15 protein-coding genes are annotated in these 19,160 nt (G+C 73.6%); 7 read left to right on the forward strand and 8 right to left on the reverse strand.

Annotated features, from left to right (window positions below; all coding sequences use genetic code 11):
• Positions 1-2 precede the first annotated feature (2 nt).
• Both SNR22_RS14525 and SNR22_RS14530 read left to right on the forward strand, forming a co-directional pair.
• On the forward strand, positions 3-968 hold the full coding sequence (locus tag SNR22_RS14525; RefSeq protein ID WP_413775634.1) for an ABC transporter ATP-binding protein: 966 nt from the start codon (positions 3-5) through the stop codon (positions 966-968).
• Positions 965-1,819 carry an ABC transporter permease subunit gene (locus SNR22_RS14530; protein WP_320067077.1) on the forward strand — a complete coding sequence of 285 codons (855 nt, stop codon included), beginning with the start codon at positions 965-967 and terminating at the stop codon, positions 1,817-1,819. Before SNR22_RS14525 ends, SNR22_RS14530 begins: the two co-directional genes overlap by 4 nt.
• A 147-nt stretch (positions 1,820-1,966) precedes the next feature.
• Here the strand turns inward: SNR22_RS14530 and leuS are convergent, their stop codons facing one another.
• Positions 1,967-4,804, reverse strand: coding sequence for a leucine--tRNA ligase (gene leuS, locus SNR22_RS14535; RefSeq protein ID WP_320067078.1), 2,838 nt, complete (start codon positions 4,802-4,804; stop codon positions 1,967-1,969).
• Between the two features lie 559 nt (positions 4,805-5,363).
• Here leuS and SNR22_RS14540 point away from each other — a divergent pair.
• From SNR22_RS14540 to SNR22_RS14550, 3 genes are all read left to right on the forward strand, one after another.
• A complete protein-coding gene (locus SNR22_RS14540) occupies positions 5,364-6,419 on the forward strand; it encodes a MoxR family ATPase (protein ID WP_320067079.1) in 1,056 nt (351 codons plus the stop codon).
• Between the two features lie 3 nt (positions 6,420-6,422).
• Entirely contained in the window at positions 6,423-7,721 is a 1,299-nt protein-coding gene (locus tag SNR22_RS14545; protein ID WP_320067080.1) for a DUF58 domain-containing protein, read from the forward strand.
• Between the two features lie 69 nt (positions 7,722-7,790).
• On the forward strand, positions 7,791-10,262 hold the full coding sequence (locus tag SNR22_RS14550) for a DUF3488 and transglutaminase-like domain-containing protein (protein ID WP_320067081.1): 2,472 nt from the start codon (positions 7,791-7,793) through the stop codon (positions 10,260-10,262).
• An 8-nt stretch (positions 10,263-10,270) separates the two neighbouring features.
• On the opposite strand, the gene SNR22_RS14555 is transcribed toward SNR22_RS14550, so the two are convergent.
• The gene (locus tag SNR22_RS14555) at positions 10,271-10,438 is read right to left on the reverse strand and encodes a hypothetical protein (protein ID WP_320067082.1); all 168 of its coding nucleotides are present in this window, start codon (positions 10,436-10,438) and stop codon (positions 10,271-10,273) included.
• Here SNR22_RS14555 and SNR22_RS29380 point away from each other — a divergent pair.
• Positions 10,374-10,670 carry a Scr1 family TA system antitoxin-like transcriptional regulator gene (locus tag SNR22_RS29380; RefSeq protein WP_413775635.1) on the forward strand — a complete coding sequence of 99 codons (297 nt, stop codon included), beginning with the start codon at positions 10,374-10,376 and terminating at the stop codon, positions 10,668-10,670. The genes SNR22_RS14555 and SNR22_RS29380 overlap by 65 nt on opposite strands.
• Positions 10,667-10,777 (forward strand): DUF397 domain-containing protein, encoded by a 111-nt coding sequence (locus tag SNR22_RS14560; protein WP_320067083.1) that lies wholly within the window; start codon positions 10,667-10,669, stop codon positions 10,775-10,777. The genes SNR22_RS29380 and SNR22_RS14560 overlap by 4 nt, the downstream gene beginning before the upstream one ends.
• Before the next feature lie 715 nt (positions 10,778-11,492).
• On the opposite strand, the gene SNR22_RS14565 is transcribed toward SNR22_RS14560, so the two are convergent.
• The 6 genes from SNR22_RS14565 to SNR22_RS14590 form a co-directional block, all read right to left on the reverse strand.
• Positions 11,493-11,888 (reverse strand): DUF3040 domain-containing protein, encoded by a 396-nt coding sequence (locus SNR22_RS14565; RefSeq protein WP_320067084.1) that lies wholly within the window; start codon positions 11,886-11,888, stop codon positions 11,493-11,495.
• A gap of 115 nt (positions 11,889-12,003) precedes the next feature.
• Complete coding sequence (locus SNR22_RS14570; RefSeq protein WP_320067085.1) at positions 12,004-13,263, reverse strand: DNA polymerase IV; 1,260 nt, start codon at positions 13,261-13,263, stop codon at positions 12,004-12,006.
• 49 nt (positions 13,264-13,312) lie between these two features.
• Positions 13,313-14,593 carry an alkaline phosphatase family protein gene (locus tag SNR22_RS14575; protein WP_320067086.1) on the reverse strand — a complete coding sequence of 427 codons (1,281 nt, stop codon included), beginning with the start codon at positions 14,591-14,593 and terminating at the stop codon, positions 13,313-13,315.
• Positions 14,590-15,357, reverse strand: a complete 768-nt coding sequence (locus SNR22_RS14580) for a methyltransferase domain-containing protein (protein WP_320067087.1) — start codon at positions 15,355-15,357, stop codon at positions 14,590-14,592. Before SNR22_RS14580 ends, SNR22_RS14575 begins: the two co-directional genes overlap by 4 nt.
• Positions 15,358-15,436: 79 nt before the next feature.
• Positions 15,437-15,616 carry a hypothetical protein gene (locus SNR22_RS14585; RefSeq protein WP_413775636.1) on the reverse strand — a complete coding sequence of 60 codons (180 nt, stop codon included), beginning with the start codon at positions 15,614-15,616 and terminating at the stop codon, positions 15,437-15,439.
• A gap of 89 nt (positions 15,617-15,705) precedes the next feature.
• Positions 15,706-19,056 carry an error-prone DNA polymerase gene (locus SNR22_RS14590; RefSeq protein ID WP_320067174.1) on the reverse strand — a complete coding sequence of 1,117 codons (3,351 nt, stop codon included), beginning with the start codon at positions 19,054-19,056 and terminating at the stop codon, positions 15,706-15,708.
• Positions 19,057-19,160: the final 104 nt, after the last annotated feature.

A 19,160-nucleotide genomic window follows, 5' to 3' on the forward strand; every position in this document is an offset into this window, starting at 1 on the left:
ATATGGCCGCCGGGGCGACGCTGCCCCGGCCGCCGCCCGGCAGCGTGGGGCAGGTGATCGAACTTCAAGCCCTGACGAGACGGTACGGCCGCACGACGGCCGTGGACGACCTCACCCTTACGGTGCGCCCCGGCCACGTCACCGGATTCCTCGGCCCCAACGGGGCCGGCAAGTCCACCACGCTGCGGATGATCCTCGGACTCACCGCGCCAAGCAGCGGCACCGCCACCGTGAACGGGGTCCGCTTCGCCGACCGGCCACGCGGGCTTCGCCACGCCGGCGCGCTGCTCGACGCCGGTGACGTGCACGGTGGACGAAGCGCCGCGGCCCACCTGTCTGCCCTGGCCCGCAGCAACGGCATTCCGCGCGTCCGCGTCGACGAGGTGCTGCGGGACGTGGGGCTGACCAGCGCCGCGCGGCGACGGATCGGCGGCTTCTCGCTCGGCATGCGGCAGCGGCTCGGCATCGCCGCCGCGCTGCTCGGCGACCCGCCTGTGCTGCTCTTCGACGAGCCGTTCAACGGCCTCGACCCGGAGGGGGTGCGCTGGGTACGGGACCTGTTCCGGCGGCTGGCGGCCGAGGGGCGCACGGTCTTCGTCTCCAGCCACCTGATGAGCGAGATGGAGCACTGCGCCGACCGGCTCGTGGTGATCGGCCGGGGCCGGCTCATCGCCGAGCAGAGCCTCGCCGAGTTCGCCGCCCGGAGCACCCGGGCCAACGTGGCCGTCCGTACGCCCGACCCGACGACGCTGGCCGCCGTGCTGGAAGCCGAGGGTGCGGACGTCCTCCCGGCCGATGCCGGGGCGCTCGTCGTGACCGGCCTGACGGCCGCCCGGATCGGTGACCTCGCGCTCGCCCACGGCATCGGGCTGCACGAGCTGACCACCCGTACCGCCTCGCTGGAGGAAGCCTTCATGGAACTCACCGCCGACAGCGTCGAGTACCTCGCCGGGGAGGGGACCCGATGACGGCCGTGACCGAGCTGACCCGCCGACCGACCCTGACCGAGGCGCCGGCCCGCTTCCACGACCTGTTGGCCGCCGAGTGGATCAAGCTGTGGTCGCTGCGCTCGACCCGGTGGACGTTGCCGCTGGTCTTCCTGTTCGTGCTCGGGGTCAGCGTCAACGCCAGCCTCGCCGACCACCGGAACTGGCCGGCGTACGTCGAGGAGCGGCGGGAGATGTTCCGCATGTACGGGCCGGTGCGCGACGCCTTCCCCGAGGCCGGCTACCTGCTGCTGATCCTCGCCTCGGCCACCATCGGCGCCCTGACCGTGGTCGGTGAATACCAGAGCGGGCTGATCCGGGCCACGTTCGCCGCCGTACCCGCCCGCCGGTCGGTGGTCGCGGCGAAGGCCGCCGTGCTGGCCGGGGTCATGCTCGTCTTCGGTGCGGTGACTGCGGCGACCTCGTTCTGGGTGTCCCAGGCGATCCTCGCCGACCGGAACGCCGGCTGGTCGATCAGCGATCCGGGGGTGCTGCGAGCCGTCGTGGCGAGCGCCGTGCTGGTGCCCGTGTGCGCGCTGGTCGGGATGGGTCTGGGCGCGCTCACCCGACACGCCGCCGCAGCCGTTTTCGCGGCCACGACAGTGCTCGTGCTGACGCCGCTGGTGGTGGACAGCGACGAGCACCGGTGGATCGCCGAGCTGTACAACGCCCTGCCCCTCACCGCCTGGCTGCGACTGATCGAGGTGCACCCCGACATCATCAACCGGGACCCGTACCCGGCCACCGTCACCGGCTCCTGGCTGACCCTCGCCGCCTGGTCCCTGGCCGCAACCCTGGCCGCCATCACCGCCATCCACCGCCGCGAGCCATAACCACCCCACCACCCCCACCCCACTCGCCCTGCTCGCACAAATTCACGGAAAGAGTGGTCATTCCACGCGTGGAAGCCACTCTTTCCGTGAATTTGCCGCCCGCCGCCCGCTTCCCGCAGGGAGCGGGCGGCGGGCGGCGGGGAGGGGTCAGGCGACGACGGAGACCATGCGGTCCTTGATCACGATGACCTTGCGGGGGGTCTTGCCGGCCAGCGCGGACGAGACCGCCTCCAGGGCTGCCGCGCGGACGGTCTCCTCGGAGGCGTCGGCGGCGACCTCGATCCGGCCGCGCACCTTGCCATTGATCTGCACCGGGTACGTCACCGTCTCGGCGACCAGCAGGGCCGGGTCGGCGACCGGGAAGTCCGCGTACGCCAGCGAGGTGGCGTGGCCCAGTCGGCGCCACAGCTCCTCGGCGACGTGCGGGGCGAACGGGGCGAGCATCAGCACCAGCGGCTCGGCCACCTCGCGGGGGGTGGCCGCGAGCCGGGTCAGCGCGTTGGTCAGCTCGATCAGCTTGGCGATCGCGGTGTTGAACCGGATCGCCTCCATGTCGCCGCGGACCCCGTCGACGACCTTGTGCAGCAGCCGCCGGGTGGCGGTGTCGGCCGGGTCCTCGGTGATCCGCAGCTCGCCGGTCTGCTCGTCGACGACGGCCCGCCAGACCCGCTGCAGGAACCGGTACGACCCGACGACCGCCCGGGTCTCCCACGGACGGGACACCTCCAGCGGGCCCATCGACATCTCGTACACCCGGAAGGTGTCCGCGCCGTAGACGGCGCACATGTCGTCGGGGGTGACCACGTTCCGTAGCGACTTGCCCATCTTGCCGTACTCGCGGCGCACCTCCTCGTCGCCCAGGAACCAGGCGCCGTCGCGCTCGACGACCTCCTCGGCCGGCACGTAGGAACCCCTGGCGTCGGCGTACGCGTACGCCTGGATCATGCCCTGGTTGAACAGCTTGCGGTACGGCTCGAACGACGACACGTGCCCCAGGTCGTAGAGCACCTTGTGCCAGAAGCGGGCGTACAGCAGGTGCAGCACGGCGTGCTCGGCGCCGCCGACGTACAGGTCGGTGCCCCCGCAGTCGCCCTCACCGCGCGGGCCCATCCAGTACCGCTCGTTCTCCGCGTCGACGAAGCGCTCGGTGTTGGTCGGGTCCAGGTAGCGCAGCTCGTACCAGCAGGAGCCGGCCCACTGCGGCATCACGTTGGTCTCGCGGGTGTAGCGCTGCGGCCCGTCACCCAGGTCCAGCTCCACCTCGACCCAGTCGCGCCGCCGCGACAGCGGGGTCTCCGGGTTGCTGTTCGCGTCGTCGGCGTCGAACGTCTTCGGCGAGAAGTCGTCGACCTCGGGCAGCTCGACCGGCAGCATCTCCTCCGGCAGCGCGATGGCCGCCCCGGAGGAGTCGTACACGATCGGGAACGGCTCGCCCCAGTAACGCTGCCGGGAGAACAACCAGTCGCGCAGCCGGAAGGTCACCGCGCCGACACCGTGCCCGTTCGCCTCCAGCCAGGCGGTGATCGCCGCCTTGGCGTCGGCGACCCCCAGGCCGTCCAGGTCCAGGCCGCGTTCGGGCGCAGCGCTGTTGATCGCCGGGCCGTCCCCGGTGTACGCCTTGCCGTCGAAGCCCTCCGACGGCTGCACGGTGCGCACGATGGGCAGGCCGAAGACCTCGGCGAACGCCCAGTCCCGCTCGTCCTGCGCCGGCACCGCCATGATCGCGCCGGTGCCGTAGCCGGCCAGCACGTAGTCCGCGATGAAGATCGGGATCGGCTTGCCGGTGACCGGGTTGGTGGCGTACGCGCCGACGAAGACGCCGGTCTTCTCCTTCGTGTCGGCCTGCCGCTCCATCTCGCTCTTGGCCGCCGCCGCCTTCCGGTACGCCTCGACGGCCGCCAGGGGGCCGGCGTGCCCGCCGGTCCAGGCGTCCTGAGTCCCCTCCGGCCAGGCCGCCGGCGCCAGCGCGTCGACCAGCTCGTGCTCGGGGGCCAGCACCATGTAGGTGGCGCCGAAGATGGTGTCCGGTCGGGTCGTGAAGACGCGCACCGGGGCGACGGCGGTGGGGAAGTCGATGTGCGCACCGGTGGACCGGCCGATCCAGTTGCGCTGCATCATCTTGATCGGCTCGGGCCAGTCCAGGCTGTCCAGGTCCTCGATCAGCCGGTCACCGTACGCGGTGATCCGCATCATCCACTGCTTCAGGTTCCGCTTGAAGACCGGGAAGTTGCCCCGGTCGGAGCGGCCGTCGGCGGTGACCTCCTCGTTGGCCAGCACGGTGCCCAGCCCTGGGCACCAGTTCACCGGCGCCTGCGAGACGTACGCCAGCCGGTGGTCGTCGACGATCGCCCGCTGCTCGGCGACGGTCAGCTCGGCCCAGGGGCGGCCGTCCGGGGTGGGCCGGGTACCGCCGGAGAACTCGGCGATCAGCTCGGCGATCGGACGGGCCCTCTTCGCGTCGGCGTCGTACCAGGAGTTGAAGACCTGCAGGAAGATCCACTGGGTCCAGCGGTAGAAGTCGGTGTCGATGGTGGCCACCGAGCGCCGGTCGTCGTGGGCCAGCCCCAGCCGGTGCAGCTGCGCCTTGTAGCGGGCGATGTTCGCCTCGGTGGTGGTACGCGGGTGGGTGCCGGTCTGCACCGCGTACTGCTCGGCAGGCAGGCCGAATGCGTCGAAGCCCATCGCGTGCAGCACGTTGCGCCCGGCCATCCGCTGGTAGCGGGCGAAGCAGTCGGTCCCGATGTAGCCCAACGGGTGCCCGACGTGCAGGCCGGCCCCCGAGGGGTACGGGAACATGTCCAGCACGTACAGCTTCTCCGCGCCCGCCCGGGGGTGGTCGGGGTCGGCCAGCGGCCCGGTCGGGTTGGGGGCGTGGAAGGTGCCCTCCCGTTCCCAGGTGGCCTGCCAACTCTGCTCGATCTTCTCGGCCAGGGCCGCGGTGTACCGGTACGGGGGCGTGTCGCCCACCGGTGCTGCCTCACTCATGGCGTCTCCTCGCTTCGCTCGTCGCCGCCGGCCGCGCCACGGCCGGGCTGGGTGCTGACCTCGCTCGGCGCGGTCATGTCGGTATGGGGGGTGCGTCCGCTCGCGGTACCACCGCCGGCCGCCCGGCGGGGGACGTGCCGCCTGCCGGGCCGCGCCGAAGAGGACCCGACCGACGGAGGGCACGAAAAAGCCCCTCGCACAGGAGGGGCCGCCGTGCTGTCGCGCGTCAGCGCATCAGCACGGCCCGGTAAGGAGCAGGAAGACTCCGGCCATGCCGGGGAGTCTACCCCGCCGTCGGGTCGCGCACGTCGCCCCGTGCCGGGAGGCGGGACACCGACCGGCCCGCTCAGTCCCGGGTGGCCGGTCTCCCCCGTCCGGCGAATCTTCCGGACGTAACCGACCGACTTCCTGCGGGGGTCGGCGATCACGACAAACATGGTTAGCCTGAGAGGCCAATGAGTTTCCTGTGGCAGATGAAACTCTTTCCCGTCGCGAACTGAATGACGGGTCCAGGTGCTCTTGTCAGAGCTGCCGTTTCACCCGACTGAGGAGGAGGCCCGTGACACAACAGACCTGGGACGAGGTGGGCGGCCTACTGCCGCACGACGAGTTCCGTGCCGCCAGCGAGGCCATCGTGACCAACATCGAGCAGGTCATCGAGGGTAAGACCGCCACGGTCCGACTCGCCCTCGCCGTCCTGCTCGCCGAGGGTCACCTCCTCATCGAGGACGTCCCCGGCGTCGGCAAGACCAAGCTGGCGAAAGCCCTCGCCCGGTCGATCGACTGCTCGGTGCGCCGCATCCAGTTCACCCCGGACCTGCTGCCCAGCGACGTCACCGGGGTCAGCGTCTACAACCAGGAGACGCACGACTTCGAGTTCCGCCCCGGCGCGGTCTTCGCCAACCTGGTCGTCGGCGACGAGATCAACCGGGCCTCGCCGAAGACCCAGTCGGCGCTGCTGGAGTGCATGGAGGAACGGCAGGTCACCGTCGACGGGGTCACCTACCCGCTCGAGACCCCGTTCATGGTGATCGCCACCCAGAACCCGATCGAGATGGAGGGGACGTACCCGCTGCCCGAGGCGCAGCGGGACCGGTTCACCGCCCGGATCGCGATGGGCTACCCGGACCCGGCGGCCGAGCTGGCCATGCTCGACGGGCACGGCTCCTCCGACCCGCTCCAGGAGCTGCGGGCTGTCTCCGACGCCGACACGGTCCGCCGGTTGATCGCCACGGTCCGCGAGGTGCACGCTGCCGACGTGGTGAAGCAGTACGCGGTGGACCTCGTCACCGCCACCCGCGAGGCCCCCGACCTGCGGCTGGGCGCGTCCCCCCGGGCCACCCTCCAGCTGCTGCGCACCGCCCGGGCCGTCGCCGCGCTGGAGGGGCGCGACTACGTCCTGCCCGACGACCTCCAGGCGCTCGCGGTGCCGGTGCTCGCCCACCGGATCATCCCGACCGCCGACGCCCAACTGGCCCGGCGCACCACCGACGCCATCGTCTCCGAGCTGGTGCACCGGCTCCCGCTGCCGCAGGACCGGCAGCGTTCCCCGTACGACAATCGGCCGGCTGCCGAGGGCAACGGCCGAGCGTCGTACGAGCCACGGCGGCGGTGAGGCGTGCGCGACGGGTTCCGGGGCCTGACCACCCGCGGCCGATCCTTTCTGGCCGCCGCGGTGGCGGCGGGCATCTCCGCCGCCATCCTCGGCGAGAAGGACCTGCTCCGGGTGGCGGTGCTGCTGGCCGTCCTGCCACTGCTCGCCGCCGCGTACGTCGGGCGCAGCCGGTACAAGCTGGCCTGCAACCGATCGCTGCAGCCGCACCGGGTGCCGGTCGAGGCCAGCTCCCGGGTGGTGCTGCGGCTGCAGAACATGTCCCGGCTGCCCACCGGCACCCTGCTGCTGGAGGACCGGCTGCCGTACGCGCTGGGCAGCCGGCCCCGGGTGGTGTTGGAGCGGCTCGGCGCACACCAGGCCACCTCGGTGGCGTACACCGTCCGCGCCGACGTGCGCGGCCGGTACGAGGTGGGCCCGCTGGTGATCCGGCTGACCGACCCGTTCGGGCTCTGCGAGCTGAGCCGGGCCTTCCCCAGCACCGACCGCCTCACGGTGATCCCGCAGGTCACCCCGCTGCCCTCGGTCCGGCTCCCCGGCGAGTACGCGGGCAGCGGCGACAGCCGGGCCCGCTCGGTGGCGGTGCACGGCGAGGACGACGCGGCGACCCGGGAGTACCGCAGGGGCGATGACCTGCGCCGGGTGCACTGGAAGTCGACCGCCCGCACCGGCGAGCTGATGGTCCGCCGCGAGGAGCAGCCCTGGGAGAGCCGGGCGACCGTGGTGCTGGACACCCGCGGGTACGGCCACCGCGGCGACGGCCCGACGGCGAGCTTCGAGTGGACGGTCTCCGCGGCGGCCAGCATCGCGGTGCACCTGCGCCAGGCCGGATACCGGCTGCGCCTGGTCACCGGCGACGGCGCCGACGTCGACGCGACCGAGGCCGCCGGGGACGGTGTGCTCCTCGATCAGCTCGCCGAGGTCCGGCTCGACCCACGCGGCGAGATCACCTCACTGGTGCAGCAGGTCCGCCAGCGCGCCGACGGCGGCCTGATCATCGGCCTGTTCGGCTCGTTGAGCACCGCCGAGGCCGAACTGCTCGCCGGGCTGCGGGGCAACGGCGCGACCTGCGTCGCCTTCCTGTTGAACAGCTCCACCTGGTTGAACCTCCCGCCCCGGGCCCAGGGCGAGGCCGACCACGCGCACGGCGCCGCCGCGCTCGCCCTGGTGCGCAGCGGGTGGCGGGTGATCGGGATCGATCATGGCGCCCGGCTGCCGACGCTGTGGCCGCAGGCCGGCCGGGGCTCGCAGGGGTTCGCCCTGCGGGCGGCGCTGGCCGAGACCGTAGCGGCTGGCGTGAAGTGACACTCCCCGCGTGGGAACGTGCGACGGGCCCGGCACGCCGGGCGTGACAGAGACCGGAAGGGTGGTCCCGTGACCCCGACCCGCAACCTCGGCTTCGTGGCCGCCGGCGCGACGCTGCTGTCGGCGGCCCCGCTGTCGGCCATCTTCGAACGCTGGACCTGGCTGATCCAGGCGACCATCGCGGTCGGGGTGGTGGCCGGGGTGGCCGCGCTGGCCCGGCTGGTCCGGGCGCCGCTGTGGGGGCAGGTGCTAGGCATGCTCGCCGGGCTGGTGCTCGCGCTGACGTGGCTCTTCCCCAGCGGCGGCGAGCTGGTGGCGTTCCTGCCCGCCCCGGGCACCTTCGCCCACTTCGGCGGGCTGCTCTCGGCGTCCGTGCAGGACATGCGCACGTACGGGGTGAAGGTTCCCGACACCGACCCGCTGCTGTTCGTCAGCGTGCTCGGCATCGGCGCGGTGGCGGTGGTGGTGGACGTGCTCACCGTCGGGCTGCGGCGCCCGGCGCTGGCCGGCCTGCCGATGCTCGCCATCTACTCGGTGCCGGTCGCGGTGTACGTCGACAGCGTCCCCGCCGTGCCGTTCGTGGTCGGCGCCGCCGGCTACCTCTGGCTGCTGGTCACCGACAACGTCGACCGGGTGCGCCGGTTCGGCCGCCGGTTCACCGGCGACGGCCGGGACGTCGACGTGTGGGAGTCGTCCCCGCTGGCCGCCGCCGGCCGGCGACTGGCGGTGGTGGGGGTGGCGTTGGCGGTGGTCCTGCCGCTGGCCGTGCCGGGGATGACCGGCGGCCTGCTCGACACCTTCGGCACCGGGACGGGCAACGGCACGGGCCGTCCGGGGCAGGGCGGCAACCCGGGCAAGGTCGACCTGTTCGCCGCGCTCAGCGGCCAGCTCAACCAGGCCGAGGTCTTCGAGATGGTCAAGGTGACCACCGACGAGCCGGACCCGTTCTACCTGCGCTACGGCGTCGCCGACGTGCTCAAGGCGAACGGCTTCGGGGTGGACGAGCCGACCGGCCGCCCGGTGACTCAGGACTTCCCCGACCCGATGCGGCCGGCCGGGGAGGGCGTCACGCAGAGGCGGTACCAGGCCACGGTGGAGGTGACGAAGAACTTCACCATGCCCCTGCTACCGGCCTACGCCGAACCGGTACGGGCCGAGGGCCTGGGCGGCAACTGGCACTACGACTCCGACCGCCAGGTGCTCTTCTCCAAGCGGGAGGACTCCCGCGAGAAGCGCTACTCGTTCAACTACGTCCGGTCGACGTTCAGCCCGGCGGCGCTGCGCCGGGCCCCCTCCCTGCCGGCCGACCACCCCCTGCGGGTCAGGCAGACCGACACCCCGCCGGTGTCGCAGGTGGACGCCCTCGTCTCCGACCTTGTCCGGAGCAAGCGCACCGACTACGACAAGGTGCGGGCCATCTACGACTACTTCTCCTCGGACAACGGCTTCACCTACAGCCTGACCACCAAGGGCGGCACCAGCGGAAAGGAGATCGTCGACTTCCTCAACAACAAGTCCGGCTTCTGCCAGCAGTACGCGGCGGCGATGGCCTGGCTGGTCCGGGCGGCCGGCATCCCGGCCCGGGTGGCGTTCGGCTTCACCAACGGCAGCGGCCGCACCGATCGGGGGTACGTGCTGACCAACCGCAACCTGCACGCCTGGACGGAGGTCTACTTCGACGGGATGGGCTGGGTGCCGTTCGACGCCACCCCGGCGTACGGGGTGCAGGGCTTCACCCGTTCGGCGTGGGCGCCGGACACCGACGCCCCGGAGTCCGCCACCCCCGACGCCGACTCGCCGGTCACCCCGGACGACGCCAACCCCTCGCCGGGCGCGGCCGGCCCGGACCGGGCCGACCGGGACATCGACGCCGGCCTGGCCCTCGGTGGCGATGACCCCACCAGGCAGGCCCCGGTCTGGCCCTGGTGGGCGGCGGGCGTGCTGGCCCTGCTGGTCCTGCTCGCGGTTCCGGCGCTGCGCCGCACGGCGCTGCGCCGGCGTCGCGGTGGCCGGGCGGCGGTGGTCGCCTCGTCGGCACCGGTGGACGCCGGCACCGGCCTGGCCGACGCCGGGCGGACGGTCGTGGTCGGGGTTGACCCCGACCAGGCCCGGTCCGACGCGCACGCCGCCTGGGACGAACTGCTCGACACCCTGGTGGACTACCGGGTCCGGGTGGACCGGACGGAGACTCCCCGGGCGACGGCCGAGCGGTTGGTCACCGACGCCCTGGCCGAGGACGCCGGTGCCGCGGCGGCGGTGCGGCTACTCGGGCGTGCCGAGGAGCGGGCCCGCTACGCCCGCGATCCGCTGACCGGTGAGGCACTGCACCCGGCCCTGCATAGCGTCCGCGGCGTGCTCGCGGCCAAGGCGGACCGACGGACCAGGCTGCTGGCCGCCGTGCTGCCGCCGTCGGTGCTGCTGCGCTGGCGCAAGACGGTGGGCGACACGTCCTCACGGATGGTGGTCACGACCGGCGACGCCCGTTACCGGTTGCTGCGCTGGAGCCCGCGCCGGCTGCTGTCCGCCCGCTCCGGCCGTTGACCCACCGATCAGAGCACCGCCCCCATCTCGTCGGCCAGGCGTAGGACGTCAAGGCTCACCGCCGGTGAACGGCGGAGGAGGGTCGTCAGCAACTCGTGCCCCAACGGCCGGTTGCGGACCTCCGCCGTCGCCAACCGGTCGGCGCTCACCAGCACCCGGCCGGCGCCGACGATCACCGACGCCTCGCCGGCCAGACCAAAGTCCTATGCGACCCAGGTCTACCGAACTGGCCGTCCGCCGTCGATCATCCACTCCGATGGCCTCACGGGCGCTCTCTGTCTCGACAAGCCTGCGGAGGTTGCCTCGTACGGAGACGTGTGGTCCGCCACCGAGAAGAAGGCCCTGAGCGAGGCGCACTCTCGCAAGCTCATCGCATCTATCGCATCTATCGCAGGGGAGCAGACATGACCACGGTCAAGTGGAGGAAGAGCACGCGAAGCAACGCGGGCGGAGACTGCGTGGAGGTTGCCACGCCTCCCCAGGTCGTCATGGTGCACGACAGCAAGGACCGGTAGGGCCGGTGCTGTCGTTCAGCTCGTCCGCCTGAACCTCGTTCGTCGGCGGGCTCAAGCGCTGACGTCCCTTGACTGGCGAACACCCCCGGCGTCCAACGCCGGGGTTGTCGCGTTGACACCTCAGTCAGCACCAACCCCCCTCACCCCCTCCCCTCACCTCACCCCACCTCACCCCCACCCCGCCCCACCCTCACCCCCACCCCTCCCCCTCCCGCGATCTTGCAGTTGCGGCCCCCGGAATGCCCGCTTTGCGCAGATAGTCGGGGCCGCTAGTGCAAGATCGCGGGGCGGGGCGGGGCGGGGCGGGGCGGGGTGGGGGTGGGGCGGGGCGGGGTGGGGGTGAGGCGGGGTGGGGGTGGGGCGGGGCGGGGTCGGGTGGGGGTGTGGGGGTGGGGCGGGGCGGGGCGGGGCGGGGTGGGGGTGGGGCGGGTTAGTGCTGGCGGACTGTCGCGTGACGATGTGGGTAGGGCGGCGGCAGAGGGCGCGGTCCGTGAAGTAGCGCGTCGTCCAACCCTCGGCATTCAGCCAGTTGGCGCGGTCCCGGTCATGTCGCAGTCGATCGCGCAAGGCAGTCGATCGCGCAAGGCAGTCGATCGCGCAAGGTGGGACGGTGGCATCGGGCCGCGGACGCGAAACAGCGGCCCGTCGTCGGACGGGCCGAGGCCAGCGCGGTCCCGCCGTGCCGGCGGGACCGGGGATCAGCGGAGGGGCCGGGTCAGCGGTGCCCCTCCGGGCGCTGCCGCCACCGGTCCTCCATCCGGTCCAGGAACGACGACCGCTTGCCGGACCGCCCACGCGGGCGACGCCGGCTGGTCGTCCCACCGACCACGTGCAGGTCGGGGGACTGCGCCTTGCGGTGCGACTGCACCGCGTACGCGGCCGAACCCAGCATGACGACGAAACCCGCCACTGCGAGTGGTGGAGTCTTGATCACCGCGCCGTAGACCAACAGGGCCAGGCCAACGATGATCGCGCCGGCAGCGACAAGCAGGCGACGCCGCGCATAGAAGCGTGGATCGCTGGCACGCACGGCCGAGGCGAATTTGGGGTCCTCGGCAAGCGACCGCTCGATTTGATCGAACAGCCGCTGCTCGTGCTCCGAGAGCGGCACGGCACTCCTCCCCGGTCACGTAGGTCGGCCCGGGCGGGCCGACAGACCGTGGCAGCCAACCGGCTGCTTTCCGCCAAGTCTACGAGGGGGGTCGCGCGTCGGAAAGCGGGACGACCTACGAGCGGGGCGGATTTTCATTTCGCCCTCGGTCCCGGCGACGGAGCAGACTCGCCGGACCTATGACGGATCGCCCGAAACGGGCAGCGGCGGCGTCCGCGGCAGCCTCCGCCTCCCGCCAGCCGCGCTCGGGGGCGCCGAGGGTGAGCTGCTGCGGGGTTTCCCGCATCGGGGCGAGCCCCTCCAGTCGCACCCCGACGAGGCGGATCCGCTCGCCGGGGTCGAGAGCGGTGTAGAGCGCCCACGCCGTATCGAAGATCTCCCGGGCAGTGTCGGTGGGGACGCCGAGGGCTCGGGAGCGGCTGACCGTGCGAAAGTCGGCCATCCGCACCTTGATCGACACCGTCCGGCCGACCTGACCGGCCCGGCGCAGCCGGACGCCGACCTTCTCGGCCAGGGCGAGCAGCGACCGGCGGATCTCCAAGGGGTCGCCGACGTCGACGTCGAAGGTCACCTCGGCGCCGATCGACTTCTCCACGTGCTCCGGGGAGACCTGGCGCGGGTCGCGCCCTGAGGCCAGCTCGTGCAGGTGGGTGGCGGCGGCCTCCCCGACCGCCCCGCGGAGCATGCCCAACGGCGCCTCGGCCAGGTCACCGATCGTGGTCAGCCCGAGCCGGCGCAGCGTCTCGGTGGAGCGCTCCCCCACCCCCCAGAGCGCGGAGACCGGCAGCGGATGCAGGAAGTCGAGGACCCGGTCGGCGGGCACCACCAGCAGCCCGTCGGGCTTGGCCCGGGTGGAACCGAGCTTCGCCACGAACTTGCTCGACGCCACCCCCACCGAACAGGTCAGCCCCTGCTCCTGTTCGACCCGGGCGCGGATGCGCCGGGCGATCGCCGCCGGAGAACCGAAGAGCCGGCGGGCGCCGGCCACATCCAGGAACGCCTCGTCGAGCGAGAGCGGCTCGACCAGCGGGGTGACATCCCGGAAGATCCGCATGATCGCCCGGGACGCCGCCGTGTACTGCGTGAAGTCGGGCGGCAGGTAGACCGCGTGCGGGCAGAGCATCCGGGCCCGCATGGTGGGCATGGCGCTGCGGACGCCGTACCGTCGGGCCTCGTAGCTGGCGGAGCTGACCACGCCGCGCGGCCCGACCCCGCCGACCACGACGGCCCGGCCGCGCAACTCGGGGCGGAGGCGGACCTCGACGGAGGCGAAGAAGGCGTCCATGTCGACGTGCAGGATGGGGCAGCCGGAGTCGTCGCCCTCGGGCCCGAAGCGCGGGTCACCACCGCGCGGCAACGACTGACTGCGACCCATCCCCGCAGGCTAGCCCCCTGATACGACACCCCGGGGACCGTACGGCGGGTCAGCCGCGGACCACCAGCAGCGGAATGGTCATCTCGGCGGCGGTGTCCGCCCCGTGGTACGCCACCAGACGCGAACCCATCGGGTGCTCCGACCGGGTGGCCATCACGGCGGACGTGCCCCGGCAGACCACCACCACGTCGCCGACCCGGAGCAGGTGCTCCTCCGGCACCGGGCCGAACCAGCCGGTGGCCACCGCCTCGTCCCGGTGCAGTACCCGGGCGGCGTCGCCGAGCACCGCCGACCAGGCGGCTACCACGTCGTCGGCCGCGCCGGTCTCGACGTGCAGGTAGCGGACCCGGGGCTCGCCGGCCAGCACCCGCACCCCGGTCCGTAGCCGGAGGTCGGCGTCGAAGTCGATCCGGTCCGTCAGCGGCACGTCGAGCTGGCCGTGGTCGGCGGTGACCAGCAGCGCGGCGTCCGGGGGTAACCCGTCGACGAGCCGGGCGAGCAGCCCGTCGACCACGGTGGCGGCGGCCCGCCACGGCGCGGAGTCGACCCCGCTGAGGTGCCCGTGCCGGTCCAGGTCCGGGTGGTAGCCGGAGACCAGGGTCGGCCCGGTCCCGGCGGCCAGCGCGCTGAGCATCGCGGCGGCGAGCGCATCGGCGTCGGCGGCGCCCCGGTAGTCGCCGCCCCGGTTGGCGGCCAGGGTGAGGCCGCTGCCTGCGAACTCGGGACGGCTCACCACGGTCACCGCCACCCCGGCGGCCCGGGCCCGTTCCAGCTGGGTGGGGACGGGCTGCCAGCGCAGCGGCTCCGGGTCGCCGGTCCACTCGAGGTGGCTGAGCACCCGGTCGGTGCCGGGCACCCGGACCCTGAAGCCCAGCACCCCGTGCGCGCCGGGGGCGGCACCGGTGCCCAGGGTCACCAGGCTGGTCGGGGTGGTCGAGGGGAAGCCGCAGGTGAGCGGGCGGCCGACGGTCGCGGCCAGCCCGGCCAGGGTCGGCGCGTACGGGGCGGCGGTGGGAATCTGGTACCAGCCGAGCCCGTCGACCAGCAGCACCGCGACCCGCCGCACCCCGGCCAGCCGGGGAGCCAGCCCGAGCAGGTCGGCGGCCCCCGGCACACCGAGCACCGCCAGCGCGCTGGGCAGCACGTCGGCCAGGCTGCCGCCGCCGTAGCGGGGCGCGACCGGCTCGAGCGGCCCGGCCAGCGCCGGTGACGGCGGGACCGACGGGATCGACGGCCCGGGCGGCGGCGACGGGGCGGGCGACGGCGACGGGGCGGGCGACGACGCCGGGCGGAACGGGTCGCCGGGCGACGACGGGACGGGTGCGGTCATGCCGGTCGACGGGCGAACAGGTGGAGCTGGGCCGCGAGGTCCCGGTACGGCGGCCGGGCGGCCAGCGCCCGCTCCAACTCGACCAGGGCAGCCGGCTGGCCGTCCGCAACGGCCGCGGGGAGCAGGTCGGCCAGGACGCGTACCCCGTGGATCTCCTCGACCGTCAGGCCGCCGGCGGTGAGCAGCGCCGCCGCCCGGTCGGCGTCGTACCGCCGACGCAGCGTGTCCCGGGGGCCGGCGGCGCCGGTCGGGTCGGCGGCCAGCGCGGCGGCCAGGGCGAGGTGGCCGTTCATCGCCCGGCCGAGCACCGCGGCGGCCCGACCGGCGACCAGGACGCTCGCCGCGCCGCCCGGACGCAACGCGGTGAACAGGGCGGACACCACCGGCGCGGGGTGATCGACCACCTCCAGCACGGAGTGGCACAGCACCAGGTCGACGCTCGCCGGCTCGACCAGCCCGGCGAGCGCGTCGCCGTCGCCCTGGATTGCGCGTACCCGCTCGGCGACGTCGGCCTCGGCGGCCCGGCGGGTCAGCGCGGCGAGCGCGTCGGGGCTGGCGTCGACGACGGTGACCCGGTGCCCAGCCTCGGCCAGCGGCACGGCGAACCCGCCGGTGCCGCCGCCGACGTCGAGGACGATGAGCTGATCGCCGGCGCGGCGCTCCAGCTCGGCCCGGAGCACGGACCAGATGACGGCGGTACGGGGGGTCAACGGCGGGCCGGTGAGCCGGCCACGGGTCTGCTCCACGCCGTCGAGCCTAGTCACCTGGTCCAGTCGCCCGCCGCAACCGGTGGCAGAGAAACCGCCCCGGCGGAGCCGGGACGGCCCCCGGGCTGTGGTGGAGTCAGGACTCTCCGCCGCCGGCCGGGTCATCCTCGGCGCGGCACCGGCGGGCGTTGGCCACCGGGCCGTCGGTCACCGAGTACTCGCGAGCCTCGGTGGTGTGCTCGGCCACCCAACCGGCGCCGAGCCGGGTGCGCCGAACATTCGCCACTGCACCCGTTTGCGTGTCGTTACCCGCCACTCGTCATTCCCCCTCGTGAACCGCGCGGGCCACTCCGCCCGCGCGACCACCATTCTCCCGCGTGGCCGCCCGAGAAACTGTAACGCCGGTCACCGGAAATCGCGGGAGGGCTGGGCGACCGGCGGCTCGATCGGGTCGAGCCGGTCGGCGATGAGGTTCATCACCCCCTCGTGCCGCTGCAACCGACCCCGCACCACCAGGGCGGCGCTGGTCCGCGCCACCCGCCGGTAGCGCTGCCACAACCCGGGCGAACAGGTGACGTTGAGCATCCCGGTCTCGTCCTCCAGGTTGAGGAAGGTGACTCCGCCTGCGGTGCCCGGCCGCTGCCGGTGGGTGACGATCCCGCCGACCCGGACCCGCCGACCCGGTTCCACCCGGCCGAGCCGGGCGATCGGCACCGCGCCGAGAGCGTCGAGCCGGTCCCGGATAAACCGGGCCGGGTGGCTCTCCGGCGACAACCCGGTGGCCCACACATCGGCGACGAGACGGTCCACCGCCTCCATCCCGGGCAGGGTGGGCGCGGTCGTGCCGGTCACCGTCCCGGGCAGCCGGCCCGGCCGGTCCTGGGCCGCCGCCCCGGCGGCCCAGAGCGCCTCCCGCCGGGTCAGCCCGAAGCAGGCGAAAGCGTCCGCGGTGGCCAGCGCCTCCAGCTGCGCGGCGGCCAGCCCCACCCGCCGGGCCAGGTCCGGCATGTCGCGGTACGGCCCGTGCGCCGCCCGCTCCGCCTCGATCCGCTCGGCCACCCCGTCGCCGAGGGTACGCACGCCACCCAGCCCGAGCCGGACGACCGGCCCGCCGAGGCCCCATTCATGCGGGGGTTCCCCGGCGGCGCTGCCCCACCGGGTGCCCGGGGTCGATTCGAGGACGGCCTTCGCGCCGCTGGCGTTGAGGTCCGGCCGGCGCACCTGCACACCATGCCGGCGGGCGTCGTCGACCAGGGTCTGCGGCGAGTAGAAGCCCATCGGCTGGGCGTTGAGCAGCGCCGCCAGGAACGGGCCCGGGTGGTAACGCTTCAGCCAGGAGCTGGCGTACACCAGGTACGCGAAGCTCATCGCGTGGCTCTCCGGGAAGCCGTAGCTGGCGAACGCGGTGAGCTTGCGGTAAACGTCGTCGGCCAGCTCGCCGGTGATGCCCCGCTCGGCCATCCCGGCGTAGAGCCGGTCGGCGAGCTGCGTCATCCGCTCCACCGAGCGCTTGGCCCCCATCGCCCGGCGCAGCTGGTCGGCCCCGGCCGCGTCGAACCCGGCCAGGTCGATGGCGAGCTGCATCAACTGCTCCTGGAACAGCGGCACGCCGAGGGTCTTCTCCAGGGCGTTGCGCATCAGCGGGTGGGCGTACGTCACCGGCTCCCGGCCGTTCTTGCGCCGGATGTACGGGTGCACCGAGCCGCCCTGGATCGGACCGGGCCGGATCAGCGCCACCTCCACCACCAGGTCGTAGAACTCCCGGGGCTTCAGCCGGGGCAGGGTGGCCATCTGGGCGCGGCTCTCCACCTGGAACACCCCGACCGAGTCGGCCCGGCAGAGCATGTCGTACACCTCGGGGTCGTCCAGCGTCATGTCACCCAGATCGAGGGTCTCGCCGATCATGTCGTAGCCGTAGTGCAGCGCGGAGAGCATGCCGAGGCCGAGCAGGTCGAACTTGACCAGGCCGACGGCGGCGCAGTCGTCCTTGTCCCACTGGAGCACGCTGCGCCCGGGCATCCGCCCCCACTCCACCGGGCAGACCTCGATCACCGGCCGATCGCAGATCACCATGCCGCCGGAGTGGATGCCCAGGTGCCGGGGGAAGGTCTGCAACTCGTTGGCGTACGCGACGACCTGCTCGGGGATGCCCTCGACATCGACGGAGGCGACCGAGCCCCAGCGGTCGATCTGCTTGCTCCAGGCGTCCTGCTGGCCGGGCGAGAACCCGAACGCCTTCGCCACGTCCCGCACCGCCGACCGGGGTCGGTACGAGATGACGTTGGCGACCTGGGCGGCGTGCTCCCGCCCGTACCGGGCGTAGACGTGCTGGATGACCTCCTCCCGGCGGTCGGACTCGATGTCCACGTCGATGTCGGGCGGGCCGTCGCGTTCCGGGGCGAGGAAGCGCTCGAAGAGCAGCCGGTGCCGGACCGCGTCCACGTTGGTGATCCGCAGCGCGTAGCAGACCGCCGAGTTCGCCGCCGAGCCCCGGCCCTGGCAGTAGATGTCCTGCTCCCGGCAGAAGGTGACGATGTCGTACACCACCAGGAAGTAGCCGGGGAAGCCCAGTTCCTCGATCATCCGCAGCTCGTGCTCAAGCTGCGCGTACGCCTCCGGGTGCGCCTCGCGGGGCCCGTACCGCTCCCGTGCCCCCCGCTCCGTCAGGCGGCGCAGCCAGCTCATCTCGGTGTACCCGGCCGGCACCGGGTACACCGGCAACCGCGGCGCCACCAGCTGGAGATCGAACGCCAGCTCCGCACCGAACTCCGCGGCCCGGGCCACCGCACCCGGGTACGCGACGAACCTGGCCGCCATCTCCTCCCCGCTACGCAGGTGGGCGGTGGACGCGGCGGGCAGCCAGCCGTCGATCTCGTCCAGGCTGCGCCGGGCCCGCACCGCGGCCAGGGTGGTGGCCAGCCGACGCCGGCCCGGGGTGGCGTAGTGCACGTTGTTGGTGGCCACCGTCGGCAGCCCCGCGGACGCGGCCAACTCGGCGAGCGAGTCGTTGCGGTCGGCGTCGACGGGGTGCCCGTGGTCGGTCAGCTCCACCGCCACCGTCTCCGCCCCGAACAGGGCGGTCAGCCGGTCCAGCTCCCGGGCCGCCGCGTCGACCCCCTCGGTGAGCAGCGCCGCCGGCACGTGGCCCTTGCGGCAGCCGGTGAGCACCAGCACGTGGTCGCGCAGTTCGGCGGCGACCTCCTCCAACTCGCCGTAGTCCGGGCGGCCCTTCTCCCCGCCGCGCAGTTGGGCGCGGGCGATGGTGCGGGCCAGCCGCGCGTACCCCTCGGGGCCGTGGGCGAGGACGAGCAGGTGGGTGCCGTGCGGGTCGGGCCCGCCGTTGCCCCCCTCGGGCAACGCTCCGCGTTTCCCCGGCCGCGGCCCGGACAGGCCCAGCGACAGCTCCGCGCCGATCACGGTGGGCAGCCCCACCGTACGGGCCGACTCGGCGAAGCGGACCACGCCGTAGAAGCCGTCGTGGTCGGTGACCGCGAGCGCGGTGAGCCCCAGCCGGGCCGCCTCCTCGGCCAGCTCCTCCGGGTGGCTGGCCCCGTCGAGGAAGCTGAAGTTGCTGTGCGCGTGCAGCTCGGCGTAGGGCACCGCGCCGCCGGGGCGGGACAGCTCGGGCGACCGGTACGGCTGCCGGCTGCGGCTGTAGGCCGGGCCGTCGCCTGCGCCGCCGGCGGCGTCGATGGCGAGCGGGTCCACCACGTGCAGGCGCCGCCCGTCGCCGGACCCGGGCGTCCCGCGCCGGATCCCGCCCGGTCTCCCCCGCCGGGCCGGCGGGTCGGGAGCGGTGGCCGAGACCCCGCTCCCGTCGTCCGCGCCACGCCCGCCCACGCCTACCCCGGTCGGGGCGA

This window comes from Micromonospora sp. RTGN7 (genome assembly GCF_033804645.1).
Lineage (GTDB): Bacteria > Actinomycetota > Actinomycetes > Mycobacteriales > Micromonosporaceae > Micromonospora.

What these genes read in the sequence shown, in the direction of transcription:
- SNR22_RS14525 (WP_413775634.1), top strand. Translation starts at nt 3, where the DNA reads ATGGCCGCCGGGGCGACGCTGCCCCGGCCGCCGCCCGGCAGCGTGGGG.
- SNR22_RS14530 (WP_320067077.1), top strand. Translation starts at nt 965, where the DNA reads ATGACGGCCGTGACCGAGCTGACCCGCCGACCGACCCTGACCGAGGCG.
- leuS (WP_320067078.1), bottom strand. Translation starts at nt 4,804, where the DNA reads ATGAGTGAGGCAGCACCGGTGGGCGACACGCCCCCGTACCGGTACACC.
- SNR22_RS14560 (WP_320067083.1), top strand. Translation starts at nt 10,667, where the DNA reads ATGACCACGGTCAAGTGGAGGAAGAGCACGCGAAGCAACGCGGGCGGA.
- SNR22_RS14570 (WP_320067085.1), bottom strand. Translation starts at nt 13,263, where the DNA reads ATGGGTCGCAGTCAGTCGTTGCCGCGCGGTGGTGACCCGCGCTTCGGG.
- SNR22_RS14575 (WP_320067086.1), bottom strand. Translation starts at nt 14,593, where the DNA reads ATGACCGCACCCGTCCCGTCGTCGCCCGGCGACCCGTTCCGCCCGGCG.